The following is a 17,478-nucleotide window of genomic DNA, read 5'->3' on the forward strand; positions in this document are numbered from 1 at the left end:
TCGTAAGTTATCTCCCCGATTTTAGCAGTTTCTGCTTCAAACTTCGTAGTTTTTTCGGCTATCTTTGCGGTTTATTTTTCAGTCAGAGAAATCATATATCCCACAATGTCGAAAAAAATCCAATCCGCTCTTATATCTGTATACTATAAGGATGGACTTGAACCTTTGGTTCGCCTGCTGCACAACAACGGTGTCAAACTTTACTCCACCGGCGGCACTCAGACTTTCATTGAAAATTTAAATATTCCGGTTACGGCTGCGGAAGAATTGACTGGTTATCCGTCTATTTTCGGAGGTCGCGTTAAGACTTTGCACCCTGCGATCATGGGCGGCATCTTATATCGCCGCGACGATGCGGGCGATGTTGCGCAGGCACAGCAATACAATATTCCTGCCATCGATCTGGTGGTTGTGGATCTTTATCCATTTGAAGAAACAGTTGCTTCGGGTGCAGGAGAAGAAGATATCATTGAAAAAATCGACATTGGAGGCATTTCGCTGATTCGTGCCACTGCCAAAAACTTTAAGGATACGCTGATCGTTTCTTCCCGCAGTCAATATGCGGAAGTGGTTGAGCTGCTGACTGCAAAAGCGGGCGCAACGGACATTGAAGATCGTCGTTATTATGCCGGACAGGCATTTGCAGTTTCGTCACATTATGATGGCGCGATCAATCGCTTTTTTACGGCTGATAAAGAAAAAACAGACAAAGCGCTTTTCGATTTTACAAGCCTGTCGTCGCAGACATTGCGCTACGGCGAAAACCCGCATCAGAACGCCACTTACTATGGAGATCTGGAAGGGATTTTTGATAAACTGCATGGTAAGGAGCTTTCTTACAATAACTTAGTGGATGTCGATGCCTGCGTAAGTCTGATTGATGAATTTGCAGACGCGCAACCAACATTTGCGATCATTAAGCATACCAATGCTTGCGGAATTGCAACTGCCCCAACTGCGAAAGAGGCTTATGACAATGCGTTGGCTTGCGATCCGGTTTCGGCATTCGGCGGTGTCGTGATCACCAATACGAAAGTGGATCTGGCTACGGCTGAGGAGCTTAACAAGTTGTTTATGGAGATTCTGATTGCTCCTGAATATGATGAAGACGCATTGCAATTATTAAAATCCAAGAAAAACAGGATCTTGCTAAAACGCAATGCGGTTGTTTTGCCACAAATTATGTTCAAAACCATTTTGAACGGCGTTTTGGTGCAGGATAAGGATCTTTCAACCGAAGTGCAATCGCAATTCACAACGGTTACCGAAAAGGCTCCGACTGCAAACGAGCTTACCGCACTTGAATTTGCATTGAAAGTTTGCAAGCATACGAAATCCAATACAATTGTTTTGGCGAAAGAAAATCAGTTGCTAGCCAGCGGAACCGGACAAACTTCACGCGTGGATGCATTGCGCCAGGCAATTGATAAAGCAAAAGCATTCGGTTTCGACCTGAACGGCGCCGTAATGGCTTCTGACGCATTTTTCCCATTCGCGGATTGCGTGGAAATCGCACATTTGGCAGGCATTAGCGCAGTTGTGCAGCCCGGCGGTTCTATTCGCGATAAAGATTCTGTTGAATATTGCAATGCGAACGGGGTGTCCATGGTGACCACTGGCGTTCGTCATTTTAAGCATTAATTTTTTGCCACGAATGCAAGCATGGTTTGTGCGTTCGTGGTACCCAAAATCCAATAAATTTGAAAACCCGTACATCATTTCAGCGTTCTTACATTAAGTTAGGAAAGCTGTTGATGACCGGGTTTTTCGTTTTAGTCGCCAGCCTCTTTTTCCTTTATCCTCAAATATTTTACTGCGAACTGATTCGGCTGTCTGATTTCCGTTCAAATAATGGACAAATTTATTTCAGCCCCGAGATTAAGCGAGCGCATGATAAGAAGCTGGAATCCATCATTAAGCGTTCAGAAGCACGCGTCAATTCATTTTTCAACGGAAAAAAATCAGATCCGGTCATTATCATTTGCAGCAATCCGCAGCAATACGAAAAATATTGCAGCAGCACAGAAGGCGCCGGATGCAGCCTGGGAACGCCCTGGGGCAATTCCTTTGTGATTTTGAATGCGCAGGGAATGAATGTGGATGTGATCAGTCATGAAATGAGCCACACGGAATTGCTCACAAGGCTTGGCTGGTGGACCATTGCACGCGAAGTGCCGCAATGGTTTAACGAGGGCGTTGCGCTCATGCTCGACAGGCGATTCGTAAACAATGCTGACATTAGGGGCCGCTATTTCGATTATCTGGACGACTGGCTTTATTACACGGGTGGTGGCCAGGAAATACTTGAATTGCGCGACATTAAATCCATCAAAGGCTTTTTCAACACCAGTCAGAAAAAAGTAATGCTGGCTTATATGTCTTCCGGGCTGGAAGTTTCCTACTGGTTAATCCTCAGCGAGCAGCAGGGCGTCCAGCGATTAATCACTTATATGCAGCAAGGAATGACTTTCGACGAGGCTTACAGAAAGGCTGAGGAGAAGCAGCGGGCCCGATTTTTTAAAAAATTGCCCACCAATCCGCTCCGATTTCAGGATTCAAAGAAAATATCGGAATAAATACATGTCGATTTAACACTTGTAACTATATTTATGATCCTATTAAAAAACGATTATAAAATTTCTACGCCTATTTTGCTTTTGCACTATTTTCTGAAAATAATGTACCTTTCGATTCGAAACGACAAACCTCATACATTCATCTATTTTATTATTTGAAATGCAACAATTACAGAGCCTGGATTATATTGTTTTCTTCTTCTATTTCATTGTCGTATCCGGTTACGGTTATTGGATTTATCAACGGAAAAGGTCAACTGTCGAGTCAACCAAAGATTTCTTTTTAGCAGAAGGCTCGCTGACATGGTGGTGATTGGCGCGTCTCTTATCGCGTCCAACATTTCTGCTGAGCAGTTCATCGGGATGTCCGGAAACGGGTTTTCGATGGGTTTGGGTATTTCAACTTATGAATGGATGGCGGCCGCAACATTGGTGATTGTAGCCGTTTTTATGCCCATTTATCTCAAAAACAAGATTTACACAATGCCTCAATTTTTGAGCCAGCGTTATAATCCCACGGTGAGCTTAATTATGGCCGTTTTCTGGCTGGCATTGTACATTCTGGTGAATTTAACTTCTATCCTTTATCTGGGAGCACTCGCAGTTTCGGGTATTTCAGGATTAGACTTCCAGTTTTGTATGATTGCACTTGCCGTTTTCGCAATCATTATCACCATTGGTGGAATGAAAGTAATCGGCTTTACAGACGTAATTCAAGTTTTCTTCCTTGTAATTGGCGGTTTGGCCACAACCTATCTGGCAATTAACCTCGTTTCTGGTGAGGCCGGCATCGACGGCGTAATGACCGGCATCAAAATGATGCGTGAAAATCATGACGATCACTTCCACATGATTTTCCCTAAAACAAGCCCATTCTATATGCAGCTTCCAGGTCTGACTGTGTTACTAGGGGGGATGTGGATCGTGAATTTGAACTATTGGGGCTGTAACCAATACATTACGCAACGCGCTTTGGGAGCGGATTTGAAAACGGCAAGAAATGGTATTTTGTTCGCCGCATTTTTGAAACTTTTAATGCCGGTTATCGTGGTTTTGCCGGGTATAGCGGCTTATGCATTGTATAGCAAAGGCTTGTTCCAGGCCGAAATGTTGGATGCAGAAGGCCAGCTCAATGCGGATAAGGCTTATCCCGTTTTGCTTAATTTGCTTCCTGCCGGTTTGAAAGGACTTTCTTTTGCAGCATTAACTGCGGCCGTTGTTGCTTCTCTTGCTGGTAAAGCAAATAGTATTTCGACGATTTTCACCCTTGATATTTTCAAAAATTACATTGGTAAAAATTCCGATGAAAAGACGCTCGTGCGCATCGGACGGATCGTGGTTGTGGTTTCAATGATCCTGGCGATCGTTGTTTCTCCTTACATGGGCATTGATAAAAAAGGCGGCTTCCAGTTTATTCAGGAAATGACCGGATTGCTTTCTCCGGGTATTTTTGCTTCGTTTATCATGGGCTTCTTCTGGAAGCGGACCAACTCAGCGGGAGCGCTTTTTGCAATCGTTGGCGGCTTTTTGATCGCATTGGCCATGCATAACAACCATTTCCCATTCGCAGATTGGTCACAAGTGCCGTTCCTGGATCGTATGGGCTTGGTTTTCTTGATATGCGTGGTTGTAATGGTGATTTTAGGCCTCGTGTTGCCGGATGAGAAGAAAGGTTTGGCAATCGACACATCCATGTTCATTCCGCACCGCAGCTTTATCATTGGCGCTGTAACTGTTATCGCAATCATTACGTTCTTATATGCCTATTTCTGGTAAGGAATAAGCAGTCAGGACAAAAAGAAAAGGCTTGGAGCGATCCAAGCCTTTTTGCATTAAGAAGTGTGCTGATTAAGCTTCTTCTTCGATAATTGTAATCTTCTGAATCTTATCGCCCTGACGAATCAGTATCAACCGTGTCAACGCCTTCGACGACTTTACCAAAGCAAGTGTGGTTTCCGTCTAAATGCGCTGTGTTTGTCCGGCTGTGGCAGATAAAAAACTGCGATCCTCCTGGTGTTACGTCCTGCATGCGCCATTGAAAGCACACCGCGGTCATGATATTGATTGCCGCCGCTAAGCTCGCAATCGATTTTGTAACCCGGGCCTCCACGACCTGTTCCTGTTGGGTCGCCGCCTTGAATCATGAAGTCAGGTATAACCCTGTGAAAGATCAGTCCGTCGTAAAATCCTTTTTTTGAAAGATCAACAAAATTTTTCACCGTTCCGGGTGCGTCCTCGTCGTAAAATTCGATTAGCATGGTGCCTTTGTCGGTGACCATTTCAGCCTTTGTCATATTGATTTTTAATGTATTTGGCTTAAAAATTGCAGTTATGCAGCGTCTAATTGCTGGTAGCCATAACAACACAAAGAAAAGGATAATGTATCCTTTTCTTCAATTTTATGCTAAATAAAATGATTGGTTCAAGAGCCGGCAACCAGCTTGCCAGTATTCTCTTGCGAGTTGCAATTCGGCTTTTTCAAGCAATGCAGCTTTCTCTGACTCATTCTCAGTCTTCTGCGACTGCAATTCGGCATTTTTCTGCGCTACTTTGAAATCTTCCAAACGATGAACCACGTCGCCGCTTCCCCATTCTTTGCTTCTTTCGGGGTTGTTGAACCATTCTTTAACAGCCAGTAACTTATAAATGTAACGTGTAGTTTCTGAAGTTTAAACGCAGCTTGAAATAATCGTCTTTGTTTTGCGCATCCAGTTTGTTCTGAATATGCGTTGGTCCTGCGTTGTAAGCAGCTGCTACAAGTGTCCATGACCCAAGTTGACGATGTAAATTGCGGAGATATTTTCCAGCCGCATGCGTTGATTTGACGAGGTGTTTGCGGTCGTCCCTGGTTTCATTTACAACCAGCCGTAGAGATTTTGCTGTCGATGGCATTAACTGCCAGTAGCCTCCTGCGCCTCTGTGCGACTTTGCGTCGTCATTCATTGCGCTCTCTATCAGAGGAAGATATTTAAAATCGGCTGGTACTCCGTACTTTTTAAGAATCGGTTCAATAATCTCTGATTCTTTTTTGGGTCTTTGTCATCAGCTTACGAAAGGTGGGGTTGTCGTAATTTCTGATCATGTTTTGATATCGCTCAGCGATTCGAAGCTCTGATAATGGAATGGCCTCGCCACAGAAGTCAATAGCAAGAAGATCTGAATCTATAATAGTTGTTTCTTTCAGTTCCTTCTTTTCCACCTCCACCTCGCTCATTGGTTCATTACCCATTATTGCGATTGAGAAGGGCCATAAAGATAAGTTTAATCATGCATTTTTTATTTCGTGGAACATAGTTTTAAGCATAAAGCCAGAGTGCAAAGATAACGGTCTTGAATTAATAATATTTTATTTTTAGCTAAAACTTTGATTTATAGGTGGTTACAAAACGACTTTGTAGTATTAATTCAACGGTCTCGCGTTTGGTGTTTCACGCTGATTTTCGCTGATTCCTTTGCCTACTGACTGATATTGGAAATTTAAGTTGGCCAAAACCAGACATTACAAAACTTATTTTTATGATTTTGGATAGAATTAATTGTAAATGTTACATTTCGGCCACTGTAAATCAGTTAGTTAGGCTGTTTGTAGCCAGTGTTTTGGACAGAAATCGCTCGTTTTTGCCGTTTTTTTGAAAACAATTATTGAATCAAACTGTCACGTCAGGAGATATGCTAACTTGCAATCCGCATTATTTTCCTGAATTATGGTCACTGTAAACGAGGCTAAACAAAAGATCATTATCAATTCTGCTGCTTTGCCAGCCGAGACATTAAGCATTGAAAATGCATCAGGCCGTGTCCTGGCAGCAGACATTCTTACACCGATGTCGCTGCCGTCATTCCGGCAATCATCGATGGATGGTTATGCGATCATTGCCGCTGATATTGTCAAAGAACAAACCGCATTGACGCTTGCAGGAGAATCGAAGGCGGGACAAACTAACATCCAAACGTTACAAGCTGGTTCCGCGATCAGGATTTTTACAGGTGCGCCGGTCCCCGAAAACGCCACTGCGGTCATCATGCAAGAGCACACTTCGGTTGAAAATGGGAAAGTCACAATTCATGAATTTCCTGTGGAAAACGGCAAGAATATCAGGAATATCGGGCAGCAGATTAAGGAAGGGAGCACTGCATTGGAAAAAGGAACATCGCTTTCGCCAGGCAGCATTGGTTTTTTGCAGGGGATGAATGTTTGGGAAGCAGAAGTTTATAAAAAACCCAAAGTAGGGCTGCTAATTACTGGCGACGAACTGCTGAAAAAAGGAGATCCTATTGTTTTTGGAAAATATATGAGTCCAATTCAGCCATGCTTGCGGCAGCATTGACCAAAGAAGGAATTGCAGAACTCGAAATAAAATATGCGGCGGATGACCTGGATTCAACTATTCAGGCGTTAGCCGAACTTGCAGAAAGTAATGATGTGGTGCTTGCTTCGGGCGGAATATCGGTGGGTGATTATGACTTTGTTGGCAAGGCCATGGAAGCAGTCGGTGCGGAAACCGTTTTCTATAAAGTGCGTCAAAAGCCTGGAAAGCCGCTGTTATTTGCAAAGAAGGCAGAAAAACTATTTTTTGCTTTACCAGGAAATCCCGCATCGTCTTTGGTTTGCTTTTACGAATATGTGCTTCCGGCGCTCCGGATTATGTCGGGCAGAAAGGACCCATTTTTACGGACTTTGCGGATGCCCGCGAAATATGCTTACGCTTTCAATGGCGAGCGCGATGAATTTTTGAAAGGACTTATCGAAAATGACACCGTAATTCCGTTAGATGGTCAGGAATCATTCGCATTGCGCTCGTTCGCGATTGCAAACGCGATCATTTATCTGCCAACGAGCCAGAATGTGGTCAAAGAAGGGGACTGGGTTGAAGTTCATTTGCTTCCTTTCTGAATCAGATCGGCGTAAATATTGTTAAGCCAAAAATGAAAATGAAATTACAATGAGCATTCAGGTAACTTATTATGGAATGTTAGCCGAGATCGCTGGTCAGGCTAATGAAGTTTGGAATGCAGATAAAAGCCTGACGGTAGGAGAGTTCCGGGATCAGATTTTAGGGAAATATCCAGCATTGCGCGACAAGAAATTCAAAATCGCGGTGGACCAGAAAATCGCCCAGGATTATGTTTCCATCGATCACGCCTCTGAAATTGCATTGTTGCCACCATTCGCTGGCGGATGATTCCTATATTAGTATAAATTAAGAGCCGGTTTCATGGAGAAAGTGCATAAGCCTAAAAAGTATTCGTTCAAGGGCCAATCAGTCCTGAATTTGTGTCAAAATCAATTGCTAGTCACCAGTCAAAAACAGACATTGGCGCTGACGCCATTTCCCTCGGACAGATCCGGCGGATAAAAAAGCAGAAGGCACAGTAACCGGCATTGAATACACGGCTTACGAAGAAATGGCGGAAAAAGCCTTTCACGAGATCAGAGAAGCTGCTTTTGCTAAGTTTGAGCTCTCTTGCCTGCACATTTATCATAGCTTGGGGAATTGTTCCGACGGGTGAAATTAGCCTTTTTGTCTTTGTTTTCGTCGCCTCATCGCCGTGCCGCGTTTGAAGCTTCAGAATACATTGTTGAAGAAATTAAGGCCAATGTTCCGATTTTCGGAAAAGAGCTGGTCGGCGAAGGCGGAATCTTCAGTTTGGAAAGAAAATAATTGAAAGCATTCACCCATCATTGATCATCTGAAAGTTGGTAGACATTACGCATAAGAGCAACACATTACGGATCGCGACCGCCCAGGCTGTTGTGCAAGTGAGTAAAGCTGAAACCATTAAGGCTATTCAGGAACGCGCAGTTCCGAAAGGCGATGTGTTTCGTAATGGCAAAAGCCGCGGGATTTTTAGCGGTGAAAAAAACGCCGGACCTGTTGCCCGATTGCCACCCGATCCCGGTCGAATATACGGCTGTAAATTACAGGATTGAGGACTTACGCATTATTATCGAGCTGACTGTCAAGACTATATACAAAACAGGCGTTGAGGTGGAAGCGATGCATGGTGCATCCGTCGTTGCATTGACGATGTACGATATGCTCAAACCCATTGATAAAGGCGTTGAAATACATAACATTAAATTGTTAGAGAAAAAGGGCGGAAAAAGTGATCGGAAAGCGGTGCCGGAAAATCTCAAAACTGCCGTTGTTGTTTGTTCTGACAGCATTTCAAACGGCATAGGCGAAGATAAATTCGGGTAAACGAATCGATTGAAAAGCTCGAAGCACTGAAACTTAAAGCAAGTGATTACAGCATTATTCCGGACCATAAAAAACAGCATTCAGGAAAAGATCAAGAGCCTTTGCGCAGCACAATATCAGCTTACTTTGATAACAGGCGGAACCGGGTTGTCTGACAGAGATGTTACACCGGAAGCAGTGGCGGAATTGCTCGACAGGGAAATTCCCGGAATTGCTGAAACTGCCAGAAATTATGGCCGAGGAGCGTATGCCAACGGCTATGTTGTCGAGGTCGGTTGGCGGTTTAATCGGAGAAACACTTGTGATCACAATGCCCTGGAAGCACCGGCGGCGTCACAGAATATATGGACGCGCTATTTCCGCAAGTGCTTCATGTTTTTGGTGTTATGGAAAAAGGAAAGAGGGACGATCGACATCAAAAAACATTACATTCATTGGTTGAAAATAACATAATGTCATTACCCATTGTAGATACATTCGGTCGCAACAGACACTTACCTGCGCATTTCGCTGACAGATAAGTGCAACTCTCGCGCTGTACATATTGTATGCCGCAAGAGGATATGCAATTTATGCCTTCCAAATGGCTCATGCAGGCCGACGAAATCAAAGCATTGGCTGAAATTTTTGTTGAAATGGGCGTCGATAAAATCCGTCTGACGGGCGGTGAACCTCTGATTCGCAAAGATGTTGGCCAGATTATTTCTGATCTTGGAATACTGCCGACTTCTTTAACGCTGACAACCAATGCTGTTTTTGTTGATCAATTCATTGGAAACCTTAAAGATGCGGGTGTTAATTCCTTGAATGTCAGCTTGGTATACATTGCGCTGAAGATCGCTTCAAATCAATCACAAAACGCGACCATTATGGCAAAACGCTTGGTAATATCCGGTTGCTGCTTGCGGAAGGGTTTGTTGTGAAGGTTAATATGGTTGTCATGAAGGGCATTAATGAAGATGAGGTTAATGACTTTGTCCGAATGACCCTCAACGAACCAAATTTGCACGTTCGTTTTATTGAATTTATGCCTTTCAAAGGGAATCAATGGGATATGTCGAAAATCGTTTCCTACAACGACCTGCTTTCTGAACATCTGCAGAATGAATTTTGATTTCCAACAATTAACTGGCGAATTGCAGGATACAGCCCACCGTTTTCAGGTGATTGGCGGCGCAGGCACTTTCGGGATCATCGGAACAGTAACGCATCCTTTTTGCTCCGGCTGCAACCGCATCAGGCTTACCGCCGATGGAAAGCTAAAAAACTGCCTTTTCGACACATCAGAAGCTGATTTACTAACGCCACTCCGCGCAGGAAAAGACGTCCGGTCCCTCATCCACGCGCATTTCTATAAAAAACATTTCGCCCACGGCGGCCACGTCAACTTCACAGAATCCCAAGCAAAATCCGACTACGAACAAAACCGGAACATGATTGCGATTGGTGGGTAATTACTGAAAGTCTTTCCACGATGTAGCCGGATTTTCGAACTGGCAAAGGATCGCGTGAACCTGCACAACCTTGGTCGCTTCGTTTATGGAAAAGTGGATTGAATTAGGAAAAATATCAAGCAACGCGAAACGCACATCCCCGTATCTGAATGCATAAATTCGTGGAATATCTTTCACCAGAATTAATTTTCGCTTTACTTCTGACCGGAATCTTTTGCCAAGGCCTTGCTGACATTCCTCATAGTATTTAGCAGCAGTTACTATATCAGAAATCGCCTCAGGAGTAAATTTAAGCTTGTAGGACGGCATAATCAGGCATCCAGCATTGCAAACGCCTCATTCTCGTCTATAAGTAATTCGGGATGGTCCTGATATTTCTTGATGCGCGCGTTTACTTCGTTCATCTGCGCACGGGTGACAACAAAGTCGTCGTCACTTTCCTTAATGAGATCTATCGCATCATTCTTTTTTCAAATCTTCGATCAGAGATGCTGCGTAATCTTTTTTGATTCTGATGTGATAAGTTACTGCCATAATGCGTGTCGGATAAACTGGTTGCTAATCGAAGATAACCAAGTTAAAACAATCTTGCTTATCGCTCCATGAAAATGAGCATTCATAGCTTAACCAATCATGTGAATGTTTTGACTTAAAACCATTCAACACTATTTTTTGCCGTTTAAATAAGGCGTGCAACATTGGGTTTAGGGGCAGGTTATCATTGGTAAAAATCTTCAAAAATTATTTACTCAAAGTAACCTTCAACAGCCATGAGAAACGTGATGAAAACGATTGCCGCAGCCGCCTTAGGCCTTCTTTTGTTTGCTAACAATGCATCCGCAACGACGATAGATCCGAAAGCAGAATGTAAAAACAATTCCTGCGAAAAATTCAAGGTTGGAATGTATCGGGTTAAAAATACGGTTTCCATGAATTTGCTGATGGAAAAACAGAAAGGCGAGCGCGTTGTAATTCGTCTCACGGACAGAAAGGGCAATATGCTGCACGAAGAATATGTCCCTAAACATTTAACAAAATACGGCCGTAAGCTCAACTTCGACGAGATCACCGATGGCGTCTACACATTGGAAATTTCAAATGACAACGAGAAGATCGTTAAGAACATTTATCTGGCAACCAATGAAGTAAGGGAAGTTGAGCGCACTTTGGTAGGCGCAAATTAAGGTTCACGAGTGCGTGCGTTATGGGTTTGTTGCCGCAGCAAATTCATAACGCTTTTTTATTTTTCCAGCACTTCCTGCCGCTCAATCCTTGGTGTCAATTTGACGAAAAGCAGATCATAAGTGATTTTGGCCCAGATCAAAATACACGGCACGGCTTCTACGACATAAGGCTTCATCCATTCGTTTCGGATAAATCTTGGAAAAAGGTCTGTCGGAGATAACGCTGTAAAAACGAATGCAAGAACCAGCAGCACATAATTCGCTTTGTTCGCACTTTGTCCGTAATACCAAAGTGCAACTCCTGTTATGGCAATGATGAATGTGGGCGACTCAGCCCGGTGGTTAAAAATCACCACCCAAATCATGATGGAAGCCAGTAACAGCATTCTGAACGTGAAATTCTGATATTCCCTGATTCTCAGAAGCGGAATGCAGAACAGAATTGCTCCCGCCAGACTGACATAAGTTTTGTTGAGTTGCAAGTTAAACCAAGTTTTTAGCCATCCGATCACCGATAATCCGTCAGAAATAGAATGGTCGTTTGAAAGCAGATTTGCCCAGCTTTTGTATAAAAATATAAACTGGTCAAAGTCCACCACCAGCAGCGGAATGAATGTAAAAACAATCACCCAAACGGCTGTCGCATAAGTCAGTTTCAGCTTGTTCGGATACATTAGGAACAGCGCCAGCCCCACAATTCCGAAAAGTTTGATAAAAACCGTGGAAACAAGGCAGAATGTTGCGAGCCAGTATTTCCTTCTTTCTAAAAAGCCAAATGTGAACAATAACAGGCCAGCGATCAGCGCATTGCTCTGCTCATTTTGAACAGAAGTCAGCAATTCGACGATTACAAAAACAAGAATCAGGCCTTTGGTGCGAATATCCAGTCTCGGCAGATAATAAACCGAGTAAAAAAGCACGGCAGTGTTAAGGATATTCCAAAGTGACAAGCCGAGCACATCAGGCAAAATGGCCAGAACGCTGAAGATCAATGCAAATGCAGGGCTATATTTATACAAATCACCCTGTTCTTCAACAAATTGTGCATAAAGGTCCTGTCCATGGATCAGGTGGAAAAAAGACTGCTTGAAGATGATATAATTGTTGTAAGTCGTGTAAAGCCGACCTCCTTCAACAAAACTTTTCAGTCCGCCGAAATAAGATTGCAAACTGGCAAAAAGCGCCACGCCCAAAAACAGAATCAGTAAATGTTTCTGATTGACTAAAAATCGGTTCACAGCATTCATCCCAGCTTAATTATCTCCATGTTGATTCAAAAGCCAAAACTAGGGATAAATCGGCGGTTTTTATTTTGAATCCTTCACATAACCCAGCGATTTCAGCCAGCCTTCCATCGCCGCAGGCCATCCTGCTAACGAGCCTTTTCCTTCGGTGCGCATGCCGTAGCCGTGGCCGCCTTTTGGGTAAAGGTGCATTTCTGCGGGGATTTTTTGTTTTTTTAATGCGAGATAATATTCAATGCTGTTTTCAACGGGAACGCCCGTGTCGTCCATGGCGTGGACTAGAAAAGCGGTTGGCGTTTCGGCGCTCACCTGCAATTCGTTGGAGTAATATTTCATGAGCTCATCGGATTTTTCAGCGCCCAGCAAATTGTCGCGTGAGCCCCCGTGCGCCAATGTGGGCGTTAGGGAAATCACAGGATAAAGCAGAATAGAAAAGTTGGGTTTTGCGTCTGCCGAAGCTTTTTCGCCTTTATTAAAATGTGTCGACAATGTTGCGGCAAGGTGACCGCCCGCCGAAAAGCCCATGACACCGATTTTGTTTTGATCAATGTTCCATTTGCCGGCACTTTGTCTGATGAGTTTCATAGCTTGCATGGCATCCATTAGCGGAACTTCATGCTGATGCGTCATCGTTTTTTCACTTGGTAACCTGTATTTTAATACAAATGCAGAGATTCCGCGATCATTAAACCATTTGGCAAAATCACTTCCCTCGTGCGAGGCAGCCAGGATTCCGTAGCCTCCGCCCGGGCAGATCATAACCGCGGCGCCCGTCGCTTTTTCTTTCGGCACAATGTAAGCGGTCAAAGTAGGAATTGAAACGCCGCTGATCCGCAGAATGTTAGCATCGTCAGTTACCGACTTTTCTTCAACCGAATTGGTTTTAAAATTTGGAATTTTGCCGTCGGGCCACAAATTAATGACTTCGTTTTGTGCCATAGATTGAATAGGGGAAGCGTAAATGGCCAGCGCGATTAGTAGACCGGATAATTTCTTCATTGGTTATTTTTCAAAAGATTAAGGTTTTGCAGGATTGATCATAATGTGCGCCCTATGCGTGCCCGGATCCATAATCCAGGGCATTCCGGCAACATCAGGTTTTAAAGGAAGTCCGGTGCTTTCGGCTGTTGCAAACGGAATGTAAACCACATAACGCAGGTAACCATTTTTCAAATCGCCGGTTGCAGCGTCGTAATTGTCCTTTGTTCCTGATAATGCAAAAAGAGTCGAAGATTGCTTAGGCATCATCAGTTTGCCATCTTTTACTTCTTTCTCCCTGATGTCAAAAATTTCCTTCGGGTTTTTGCCTTCCTTAACCAACACACGGCCTCTTTCCATAAATGCGTCCAGGCCAGCGAAATAGCACGAAACGCTTATGTCCTCTTTTTTCGGATCGTCCGCAATACAAACCATATCATTGCTTCCGGGGCGGAGCACTTTGAATGTTCCGTCAGCTGCATAGCCGTACACTTTTGCAGCATCACGCTTGTCAGCCGGTGCAGCAAGCACAGCGGTTTTGATTTGAATTTCGGGGGATAAAACAGTCGTTTGTCCCATTGCCTGAACAGCCAGACAGAGGGCAATGGCGGAAAAAAAAGTCTTGCTCATGATAGTAAATGACAGGTGGATTGCCTCTTATATGCCTAAATTAGTAATCTTTATATTAAGAATTACACAAATCTACGTTTGCATTCAAGACCGTAATATATAAACCAAATGAACTTAAAAAAATCGCTGATCCTGTTTCCGGCGGGATGTCTGCTGGCAACAATGATGATTGCTGCTTACCAGCGCGTTAACCCAAGCACTTTTCAGAGTTCGACGCTCGACAGCTTATATAAGGACCTTACCGATGCGCAAAAGCGCTCACCGAAATACGCCGTTGCCGGACTTTCCGTGACCAATGGGGTGGAGGCATCCCTTTTCGCGTCGGAGCCAACCATTACGAATCCCACAAACATTGATGTCGATCATTTGGGCAGGGTTTGGGTTTGTGAAGCATATAATTACCGGCCAGCCATCAATGGCAATCCGACGAAGAATGAAGGCGACCGCATTCTCATTATGGAGGATACGGACGGAGATGGCAAATCAGACAAGGCGACCGTTTTTTATCAGGGAAAAGAGATCGATTCTCCGCTGGGAATCTGGGTGATGGGCAACCGGGTTGTAGTTTCGCAAAGTCCTTATGTTTGGCTTTTTACGGATGAAAACAATGATGGAAAAGCCGACAAAAAGGAGGTGATTTTTGAAGGCGTTGGTGGTGAGCAGCACGATCACGGCATGCACGCATTCATTTTCGGACCTGATGGAAAGCTTTATTTCAACTTTGGAAACGAAGGCGGGCATTTACTCGATGGAAAAGGGAATCCTGTGATTGGAAAAGATGGCCAGCCGATTGATTTCAAGAAATTAAAACAAGGAATGGTTTTCCGCTGCGATCCTGATTTCAAGAATATTGAAGTGCTTGGCAATAATTTCAGGAACAATTATGAAGTGGCCGTTGACAGTTACGGAACCATGTGGCAGTCTGATAATGATGATGACGGCAACAAAGGCGTGCGGATCAATTATGTGATGCAATATGGAAATTACGGTTACACAGACGAGGTTACGGGCGCAGGCTGGCGTGCAAACCGCACCAATATGGAAGATTCAATTCCCTATCGCCACTGGCATTTAAATGATCCGGGCGTAGTGCCGAATTTATTGCAAACTGGCTCAGGATCACCTACGGGCATGGTGATTTACGAAGGCAGACTTTTGCCAAAAGAGTTTTGGGATCAAATGATCCACTGCGAGCCGGGGCATAATGTAGTCCGTTCTTATCCTGTTCAAAAATCAGGTGCAGGTTATACAGCGAAGATCGTCAATCTTGTAGATGGAAAAAGAGACCAGTGGTTCCGGCCATCTGACGTTTGTGTCGCTCCGGATGGTTCGCTCATCGTTTCAGATTGGTATGATCCAGGCGTAGGCGGGCACCAGGCAGGGGATAGGGACGAAGGGCAGGCTTTACAGAATTGCGCCTGCAAACACACCATATCGCGTTCCAAAAGCTGATTTTACAACAGCAAATGGTGCAGTTGAAGCATTGCAAAACCCAAACCTTTCCGTTCGTTATCAGGCCTGGATGGCTTTGAATCAAATGGGGGAAAAGGCAATTCCGGCGGTTGAAAAGTTATTTACAGATAAAAAAGCGGAATTATAGGATGCGCGCCAGGGCGCTTTGGTTACTCAGCAAATGGCCAGCTTCCAGTAAAAAAGCCATTGATATGGCCATAAAAGATGCAAATCCAGACATGCGCATTGCCGGTTTGAGAGCAGCCAGCGAGGTGAAGGGCGTTGAGATTGCAGATTACATTAGCATGCTTGTAAAAGATGCAGAACCGCAGGTAAAGGAGAGATATGTGCATTGATTTTGCACAATAACAAATCGCCAAAAGCGCCTGCATTATGGGCAGAGCTTGCGCAACAATATAATGGAAAAGATCGCTGGTATCTGGAAGCGCTAGGCATTGGCGCGGATGGTCAGTGGGATACGTTTTTTAAAGCATGGCAGTCGAAAGTGGGTGCTAATGCGATTGCAAACCAGGCAGGAAAGGACATTGTCTGGCGCTCACGCGGAAAGGAATCCGTTCCGTTGCTGGCCTCTTTGGCAGGAGATTCTAAAACAGATCTGAAAAGCAGACTGCGCTATTTCCGTGCATTTGATTTCAATGCAGGTGCAAATGAGAAATCGCTTGCGCTTTTGCAGATCATGAAAGGCACATCCGCAAATCAGGCCCAAGTGAACGAACTCGCTTTGCGTCACCTTGATCCGGCATTTGTTAAGCAAAATGCAGAAGCAATGGCTGCCCTCAAAAAGTTGCTCGATTCATCATTCGGCACGCCAGCTTATCTTGAATTGGTTAGCAAATATGAGCTAGAATCGGAAAATGCACGATTGCTGGATATGGCCATCAGCCAGGCATCGACCAGAACGGGCCCTATGGCCGCAACGCAATTGATGAAACAAGGCGGTGGCAAAATGGTTTGGCAAGTTGTAAAAGGAACCGATGCTGCGAAAGCCGAAGGGATTTTGGTTGCATTGCGCGGCGTGGGAAGCAAAGAGTCGTTAGAGATTTTGCAAACAGTTGTGCTGGATGAAAAATATGCACCCGCCTTGCGGACCGTTGCGGCGCGATCACTAGGCGGCACAATGAATGGGGAAGATCAGGTTTTAGCATTGTTAAAAGATGGAAAACTAGCAGGTGAGCAGAAAGCAGCTGCGGTGAAGGGATTAAGTGGAGCGTGGCGTAAATCTGTGAAAATGGAAGCAGCGAAATACACCGATGGCGAGGCCGTAGCAGCTAAAAAGCATCCGGAAGTAAAGGAGTTGATTGGTATGAAAGGTGATTTGTCAAAAGGAAAGCAGGTTTTCACTTCCTATTGTTCAGTTTGCCATCAGGTGAATGGTGAGGGAATGGATTTTGGTCCAAAACTGTCTGAAATAGGCAGTAAGCTTCCCAAAGAAGCGCAGTACTCAGCGATTTTTGAGCCTAGCGCAGGGATTGGATTCGGATATGAGGGCTTTGAAGTAACATTGAAAGACGGCTCAACCGTGTCGGGAATTGTCGCCAGCAAAACAGAAACCGACCTGATCCTCAAATTCCCCGGCGGCTCAACCCAGGAATATAAAATGTCACAAGTGAAATCCATTAAACAACTCAACGATTCGATGATGCCCGCCGGCCTGCAAGACGCCATGAGCACAGAAGAGCTCGTGAGTTTGGTTGATTATTTGAGTAATTTGAAGAAGAAGTAACTACTTGACCGAT

Annotated in this window: 21 protein-coding genes and 3 pseudogenes; 16 read left to right on the forward strand and 8 right to left on the reverse strand. The window is 44.4% G+C overall.

From position 1 onward, the window contains the following. Window positions 1-105 precede the first annotated feature (105 nt). The 3 genes and pseudogenes from purH to AC0IYG_RS10485 all read left to right on the forward strand — a co-directional run bounded on the left by purH (window position 106) and on the right by AC0IYG_RS10485 (window position 4,352). On the forward strand, window positions 106-1,641 hold the full coding sequence (gene purH / locus AC0IYG_RS10475; protein WP_471711036.1) for a bifunctional phosphoribosylaminoimidazolecarboxamide formyltransferase/IMP cyclohydrolase: 1,536 nt from the start codon (window positions 106-108) through the stop codon (window positions 1,639-1,641). Between the two features lie 59 nt (window positions 1,642-1,700). Further along, the gene (locus AC0IYG_RS10480) at window positions 1,701-2,576 is read left to right on the forward strand and encodes a hypothetical protein (protein ID WP_471711037.1); all 876 of its coding nucleotides are present in this window, start codon (window positions 1,701-1,703) and stop codon (window positions 2,574-2,576) included. A gap of 160 nt (window positions 2,577-2,736) precedes the next feature. Beyond that, window positions 2,737-4,352, forward strand: a pseudogene (locus AC0IYG_RS10485) (sodium:solute symporter family transporter). A 72-nt stretch (window positions 4,353-4,424) separates the two neighbouring features. Here AC0IYG_RS10485 and AC0IYG_RS10490 read toward each other — a convergent pair. The 4 genes and pseudogenes from AC0IYG_RS10490 to AC0IYG_RS10505 form a co-directional block, all read right to left on the reverse strand. After that, a pseudogene (locus tag AC0IYG_RS10490) lies at window positions 4,425-4,870 on the reverse strand (peptidylprolyl isomerase). 105 nt (window positions 4,871-4,975) lie between these two features. Further along, a complete protein-coding gene (locus tag AC0IYG_RS10495) occupies window positions 4,976-5,152 on the reverse strand; it encodes a hypothetical protein (protein WP_471711038.1) in 177 nt (58 codons plus the stop codon). A 64-nt stretch (window positions 5,153-5,216) separates the two neighbouring features. Next, the gene (locus AC0IYG_RS10500) at window positions 5,217-5,519 is read right to left on the reverse strand and encodes a transglycosylase SLT domain-containing protein (RefSeq protein WP_471711039.1); all 303 of its coding nucleotides are present in this window, start codon (window positions 5,517-5,519) and stop codon (window positions 5,217-5,219) included. Between the two features lie 64 nt (window positions 5,520-5,583). Then, entirely contained in the window at window positions 5,584-5,805 is a 222-nt protein-coding gene (locus AC0IYG_RS10505) for a hypothetical protein (protein WP_471711040.1), read from the reverse strand. 475 nt (window positions 5,806-6,280) lie between these two features. On the opposite strand from AC0IYG_RS10505, the gene AC0IYG_RS10510 reads away from it, so the two are divergent. The 11 genes from AC0IYG_RS10510 (at window position 6,281) to AC0IYG_RS10560 (ending at window position 10,233) form a co-directional block, all read left to right on the forward strand. Beyond that, window positions 6,281-6,904, forward strand: a complete 624-nt coding sequence (locus tag AC0IYG_RS10510) for a molybdopterin molybdotransferase MoeA (RefSeq protein WP_471711041.1) — start codon at window positions 6,281-6,283, stop codon at window positions 6,902-6,904. After that, on the forward strand, window positions 6,886-7,470 hold the full coding sequence (locus AC0IYG_RS10515; RefSeq protein WP_471711042.1) for a molybdopterin-binding protein: 585 nt from the start codon (window positions 6,886-6,888) through the stop codon (window positions 7,468-7,470). The genes AC0IYG_RS10510 and AC0IYG_RS10515 overlap by 19 nt, the downstream gene beginning before the upstream one ends. Window positions 7,471-7,519: 49 nt before the next feature. Then, window positions 7,520-7,759, forward strand: a complete 240-nt coding sequence (locus AC0IYG_RS10520) for a MoaD/ThiS family protein (RefSeq protein ID WP_471711043.1) — start codon at window positions 7,520-7,522, stop codon at window positions 7,757-7,759. A gap of 223 nt (window positions 7,760-7,982) precedes the next feature. Beyond that, window positions 7,983-8,087: a hypothetical protein gene (locus AC0IYG_RS10525; RefSeq protein ID WP_471711044.1), complete on the forward strand. Its 105-nt coding sequence runs from the start codon at window positions 7,983-7,985 to the stop codon at window positions 8,085-8,087. After that, on the forward strand, window positions 8,084-8,239 hold the full coding sequence (locus tag AC0IYG_RS10530) for a molybdenum cofactor biosynthesis protein MoaE (protein ID WP_471711045.1): 156 nt from the start codon (window positions 8,084-8,086) through the stop codon (window positions 8,237-8,239). The genes AC0IYG_RS10525 and AC0IYG_RS10530 overlap by 4 nt, the downstream gene beginning before the upstream one ends. Window positions 8,240-8,274: 35 nt before the next feature. Further along, window positions 8,275-8,508 carry a cyclic pyranopterin monophosphate synthase MoaC gene (locus tag AC0IYG_RS10535; RefSeq protein ID WP_471711046.1) on the forward strand — a complete coding sequence of 78 codons (234 nt, stop codon included), beginning with the start codon at window positions 8,275-8,277 and terminating at the stop codon, window positions 8,506-8,508. Beyond that, window positions 8,405-8,779, forward strand: coding sequence for a cyclic pyranopterin monophosphate synthase MoaC (locus AC0IYG_RS10540; protein ID WP_471711047.1), 375 nt, complete (start codon window positions 8,405-8,407; stop codon window positions 8,777-8,779). Before AC0IYG_RS10535 ends, AC0IYG_RS10540 begins: the two co-directional genes overlap by 104 nt. Before the next feature lie 42 nt (window positions 8,780-8,821). Further along, complete coding sequence (locus AC0IYG_RS10545; protein WP_471711048.1) at window positions 8,822-9,232, forward strand: MogA/MoaB family molybdenum cofactor biosynthesis protein; 411 nt, start codon at window positions 8,822-8,824, stop codon at window positions 9,230-9,232. Window positions 9,233-9,369: 137 nt separating this feature from the next. Further along, on the forward strand, window positions 9,370-9,702 hold the full coding sequence (locus tag AC0IYG_RS10550) for a radical SAM protein (protein WP_471711355.1): 333 nt from the start codon (window positions 9,370-9,372) through the stop codon (window positions 9,700-9,702). Window positions 9,703-9,719: 17 nt separating this feature from the next. Then, window positions 9,720-9,893, forward strand: a complete 174-nt coding sequence (locus AC0IYG_RS10555; protein WP_471711049.1) for a hypothetical protein — start codon at window positions 9,720-9,722, stop codon at window positions 9,891-9,893. Next, window positions 9,883-10,233, forward strand: coding sequence for a hypothetical protein (locus AC0IYG_RS10560; RefSeq protein ID WP_471711050.1), 351 nt, complete (start codon window positions 9,883-9,885; stop codon window positions 10,231-10,233). Before AC0IYG_RS10555 ends, AC0IYG_RS10560 begins: the two co-directional genes overlap by 11 nt. Here AC0IYG_RS10560 and AC0IYG_RS10565 read toward each other — a convergent pair whose 3' ends face one another. Next, window positions 10,234-10,542 (reverse strand): hypothetical protein, encoded by a 309-nt coding sequence (locus AC0IYG_RS10565; RefSeq protein ID WP_471711051.1) that lies wholly within the window; start codon window positions 10,540-10,542, stop codon window positions 10,234-10,236. It lies immediately after the preceding gene. A gap of 461 nt (window positions 10,543-11,003) precedes the next feature. Here AC0IYG_RS10565 and AC0IYG_RS10570 point away from each other — a divergent pair, with 461 nt between their 5' ends. Further along, window positions 11,004-11,417, forward strand: a complete 414-nt coding sequence (locus AC0IYG_RS10570) for a hypothetical protein (RefSeq protein WP_471711052.1) — start codon at window positions 11,004-11,006, stop codon at window positions 11,415-11,417. A 56-nt stretch (window positions 11,418-11,473) separates the two neighbouring features. Here AC0IYG_RS10570 and AC0IYG_RS10575 read toward each other — a convergent pair whose 3' ends face one another. Genes AC0IYG_RS10575 through AC0IYG_RS10585 form a run of 3 tightly spaced genes read right to left on the reverse strand, consistent with a single transcriptional unit; the run spans window position 11,474 to window position 14,269 of the window. After that, on the reverse strand, window positions 11,474-12,664 hold the full coding sequence (locus AC0IYG_RS10575) for a glycosyltransferase family 87 protein (protein WP_471711053.1): 1,191 nt from the start codon (window positions 12,662-12,664) through the stop codon (window positions 11,474-11,476). A gap of 60 nt (window positions 12,665-12,724) precedes the next feature. Further along, window positions 12,725-13,660 carry an alpha/beta hydrolase gene (locus tag AC0IYG_RS10580; protein ID WP_471711054.1) on the reverse strand — a complete coding sequence of 312 codons (936 nt, stop codon included), beginning with the start codon at window positions 13,658-13,660 and terminating at the stop codon, window positions 12,725-12,727. A gap of 18 nt (window positions 13,661-13,678) precedes the next feature. After that, window positions 13,679-14,269: a hypothetical protein gene (locus tag AC0IYG_RS10585; RefSeq protein WP_471711055.1), complete on the reverse strand. Its 591-nt coding sequence runs from the start codon at window positions 14,267-14,269 to the stop codon at window positions 13,679-13,681. Window positions 14,270-14,377: 108 nt separating this feature from the next. Here AC0IYG_RS10585 and AC0IYG_RS10590 point away from each other — a divergent pair. After that, window positions 14,378-17,465, forward strand: a pseudogene (locus tag AC0IYG_RS10590) (PVC-type heme-binding CxxCH protein). Window positions 17,466-17,478 lie beyond the last annotated feature (13 nt).

The sequence above is a fragment of the Dyadobacter sp. AC419 genome (assembly GCF_979253085.1).

Coding starts and splice junctions, on each gene's coding strand:
- purH (WP_471711036.1), top strand. CDS start 106: ATGTCGAAAAAAATCCAATCCGCTCTTATATCTGTATACTATAAGGAT.
- AC0IYG_RS10500 (WP_471711039.1), bottom strand. CDS start 5,519: ATGAATGACGACGCAAAGTCGCACAGAGGCGCAGGAGGCTACTGGCAG.
- AC0IYG_RS10505 (WP_471711040.1), bottom strand. CDS start 5,805: ATGGGTAATGAACCAATGAGCGAGGTGGAGGTGGAAAAGAAGGAACTG.
- AC0IYG_RS10510 (WP_471711041.1), top strand. CDS start 6,281: ATGGTCACTGTAAACGAGGCTAAACAAAAGATCATTATCAATTCTGCT.
- AC0IYG_RS10515 (WP_471711042.1), top strand. CDS start 6,886: ATGCTTGCGGCAGCATTGACCAAAGAAGGAATTGCAGAACTCGAAATA.
- AC0IYG_RS10520 (WP_471711043.1), top strand. CDS start 7,520: ATGAGCATTCAGGTAACTTATTATGGAATGTTAGCCGAGATCGCTGGT.
- AC0IYG_RS10525 (WP_471711044.1), top strand. CDS start 7,983: ATGGCGGAAAAAGCCTTTCACGAGATCAGAGAAGCTGCTTTTGCTAAG.
- AC0IYG_RS10540 (WP_471711047.1), top strand. CDS start 8,405: ATGGCAAAAGCCGCGGGATTTTTAGCGGTGAAAAAAACGCCGGACCTG.
- AC0IYG_RS10550 (WP_471711355.1), top strand. CDS start 9,370: ATGCAGGCCGACGAAATCAAAGCATTGGCTGAAATTTTTGTTGAAATG.
- AC0IYG_RS10555 (WP_471711049.1), top strand. CDS start 9,720: ATGAAGGGCATTAATGAAGATGAGGTTAATGACTTTGTCCGAATGACC.
- AC0IYG_RS10560 (WP_471711050.1), top strand. CDS start 9,883: ATGAATTTTGATTTCCAACAATTAACTGGCGAATTGCAGGATACAGCC.
- AC0IYG_RS10565 (WP_471711051.1), bottom strand. CDS start 10,542: ATGCCGTCCTACAAGCTTAAATTTACTCCTGAGGCGATTTCTGATATA.
- AC0IYG_RS10570 (WP_471711052.1), top strand. CDS start 11,004: ATGAGAAACGTGATGAAAACGATTGCCGCAGCCGCCTTAGGCCTTCTT.
- AC0IYG_RS10575 (WP_471711053.1), bottom strand. CDS start 12,664: ATGAATGCTGTGAACCGATTTTTAGTCAATCAGAAACATTTACTGATT.
- AC0IYG_RS10580 (WP_471711054.1), bottom strand. CDS start 13,660: ATGAAGAAATTATCCGGTCTACTAATCGCGCTGGCCATTTACGCTTCC.
- AC0IYG_RS10585 (WP_471711055.1), bottom strand. CDS start 14,269: ATGAGCAAGACTTTTTTTTCCGCCATTGCCCTCTGTCTGGCTGTTCAG.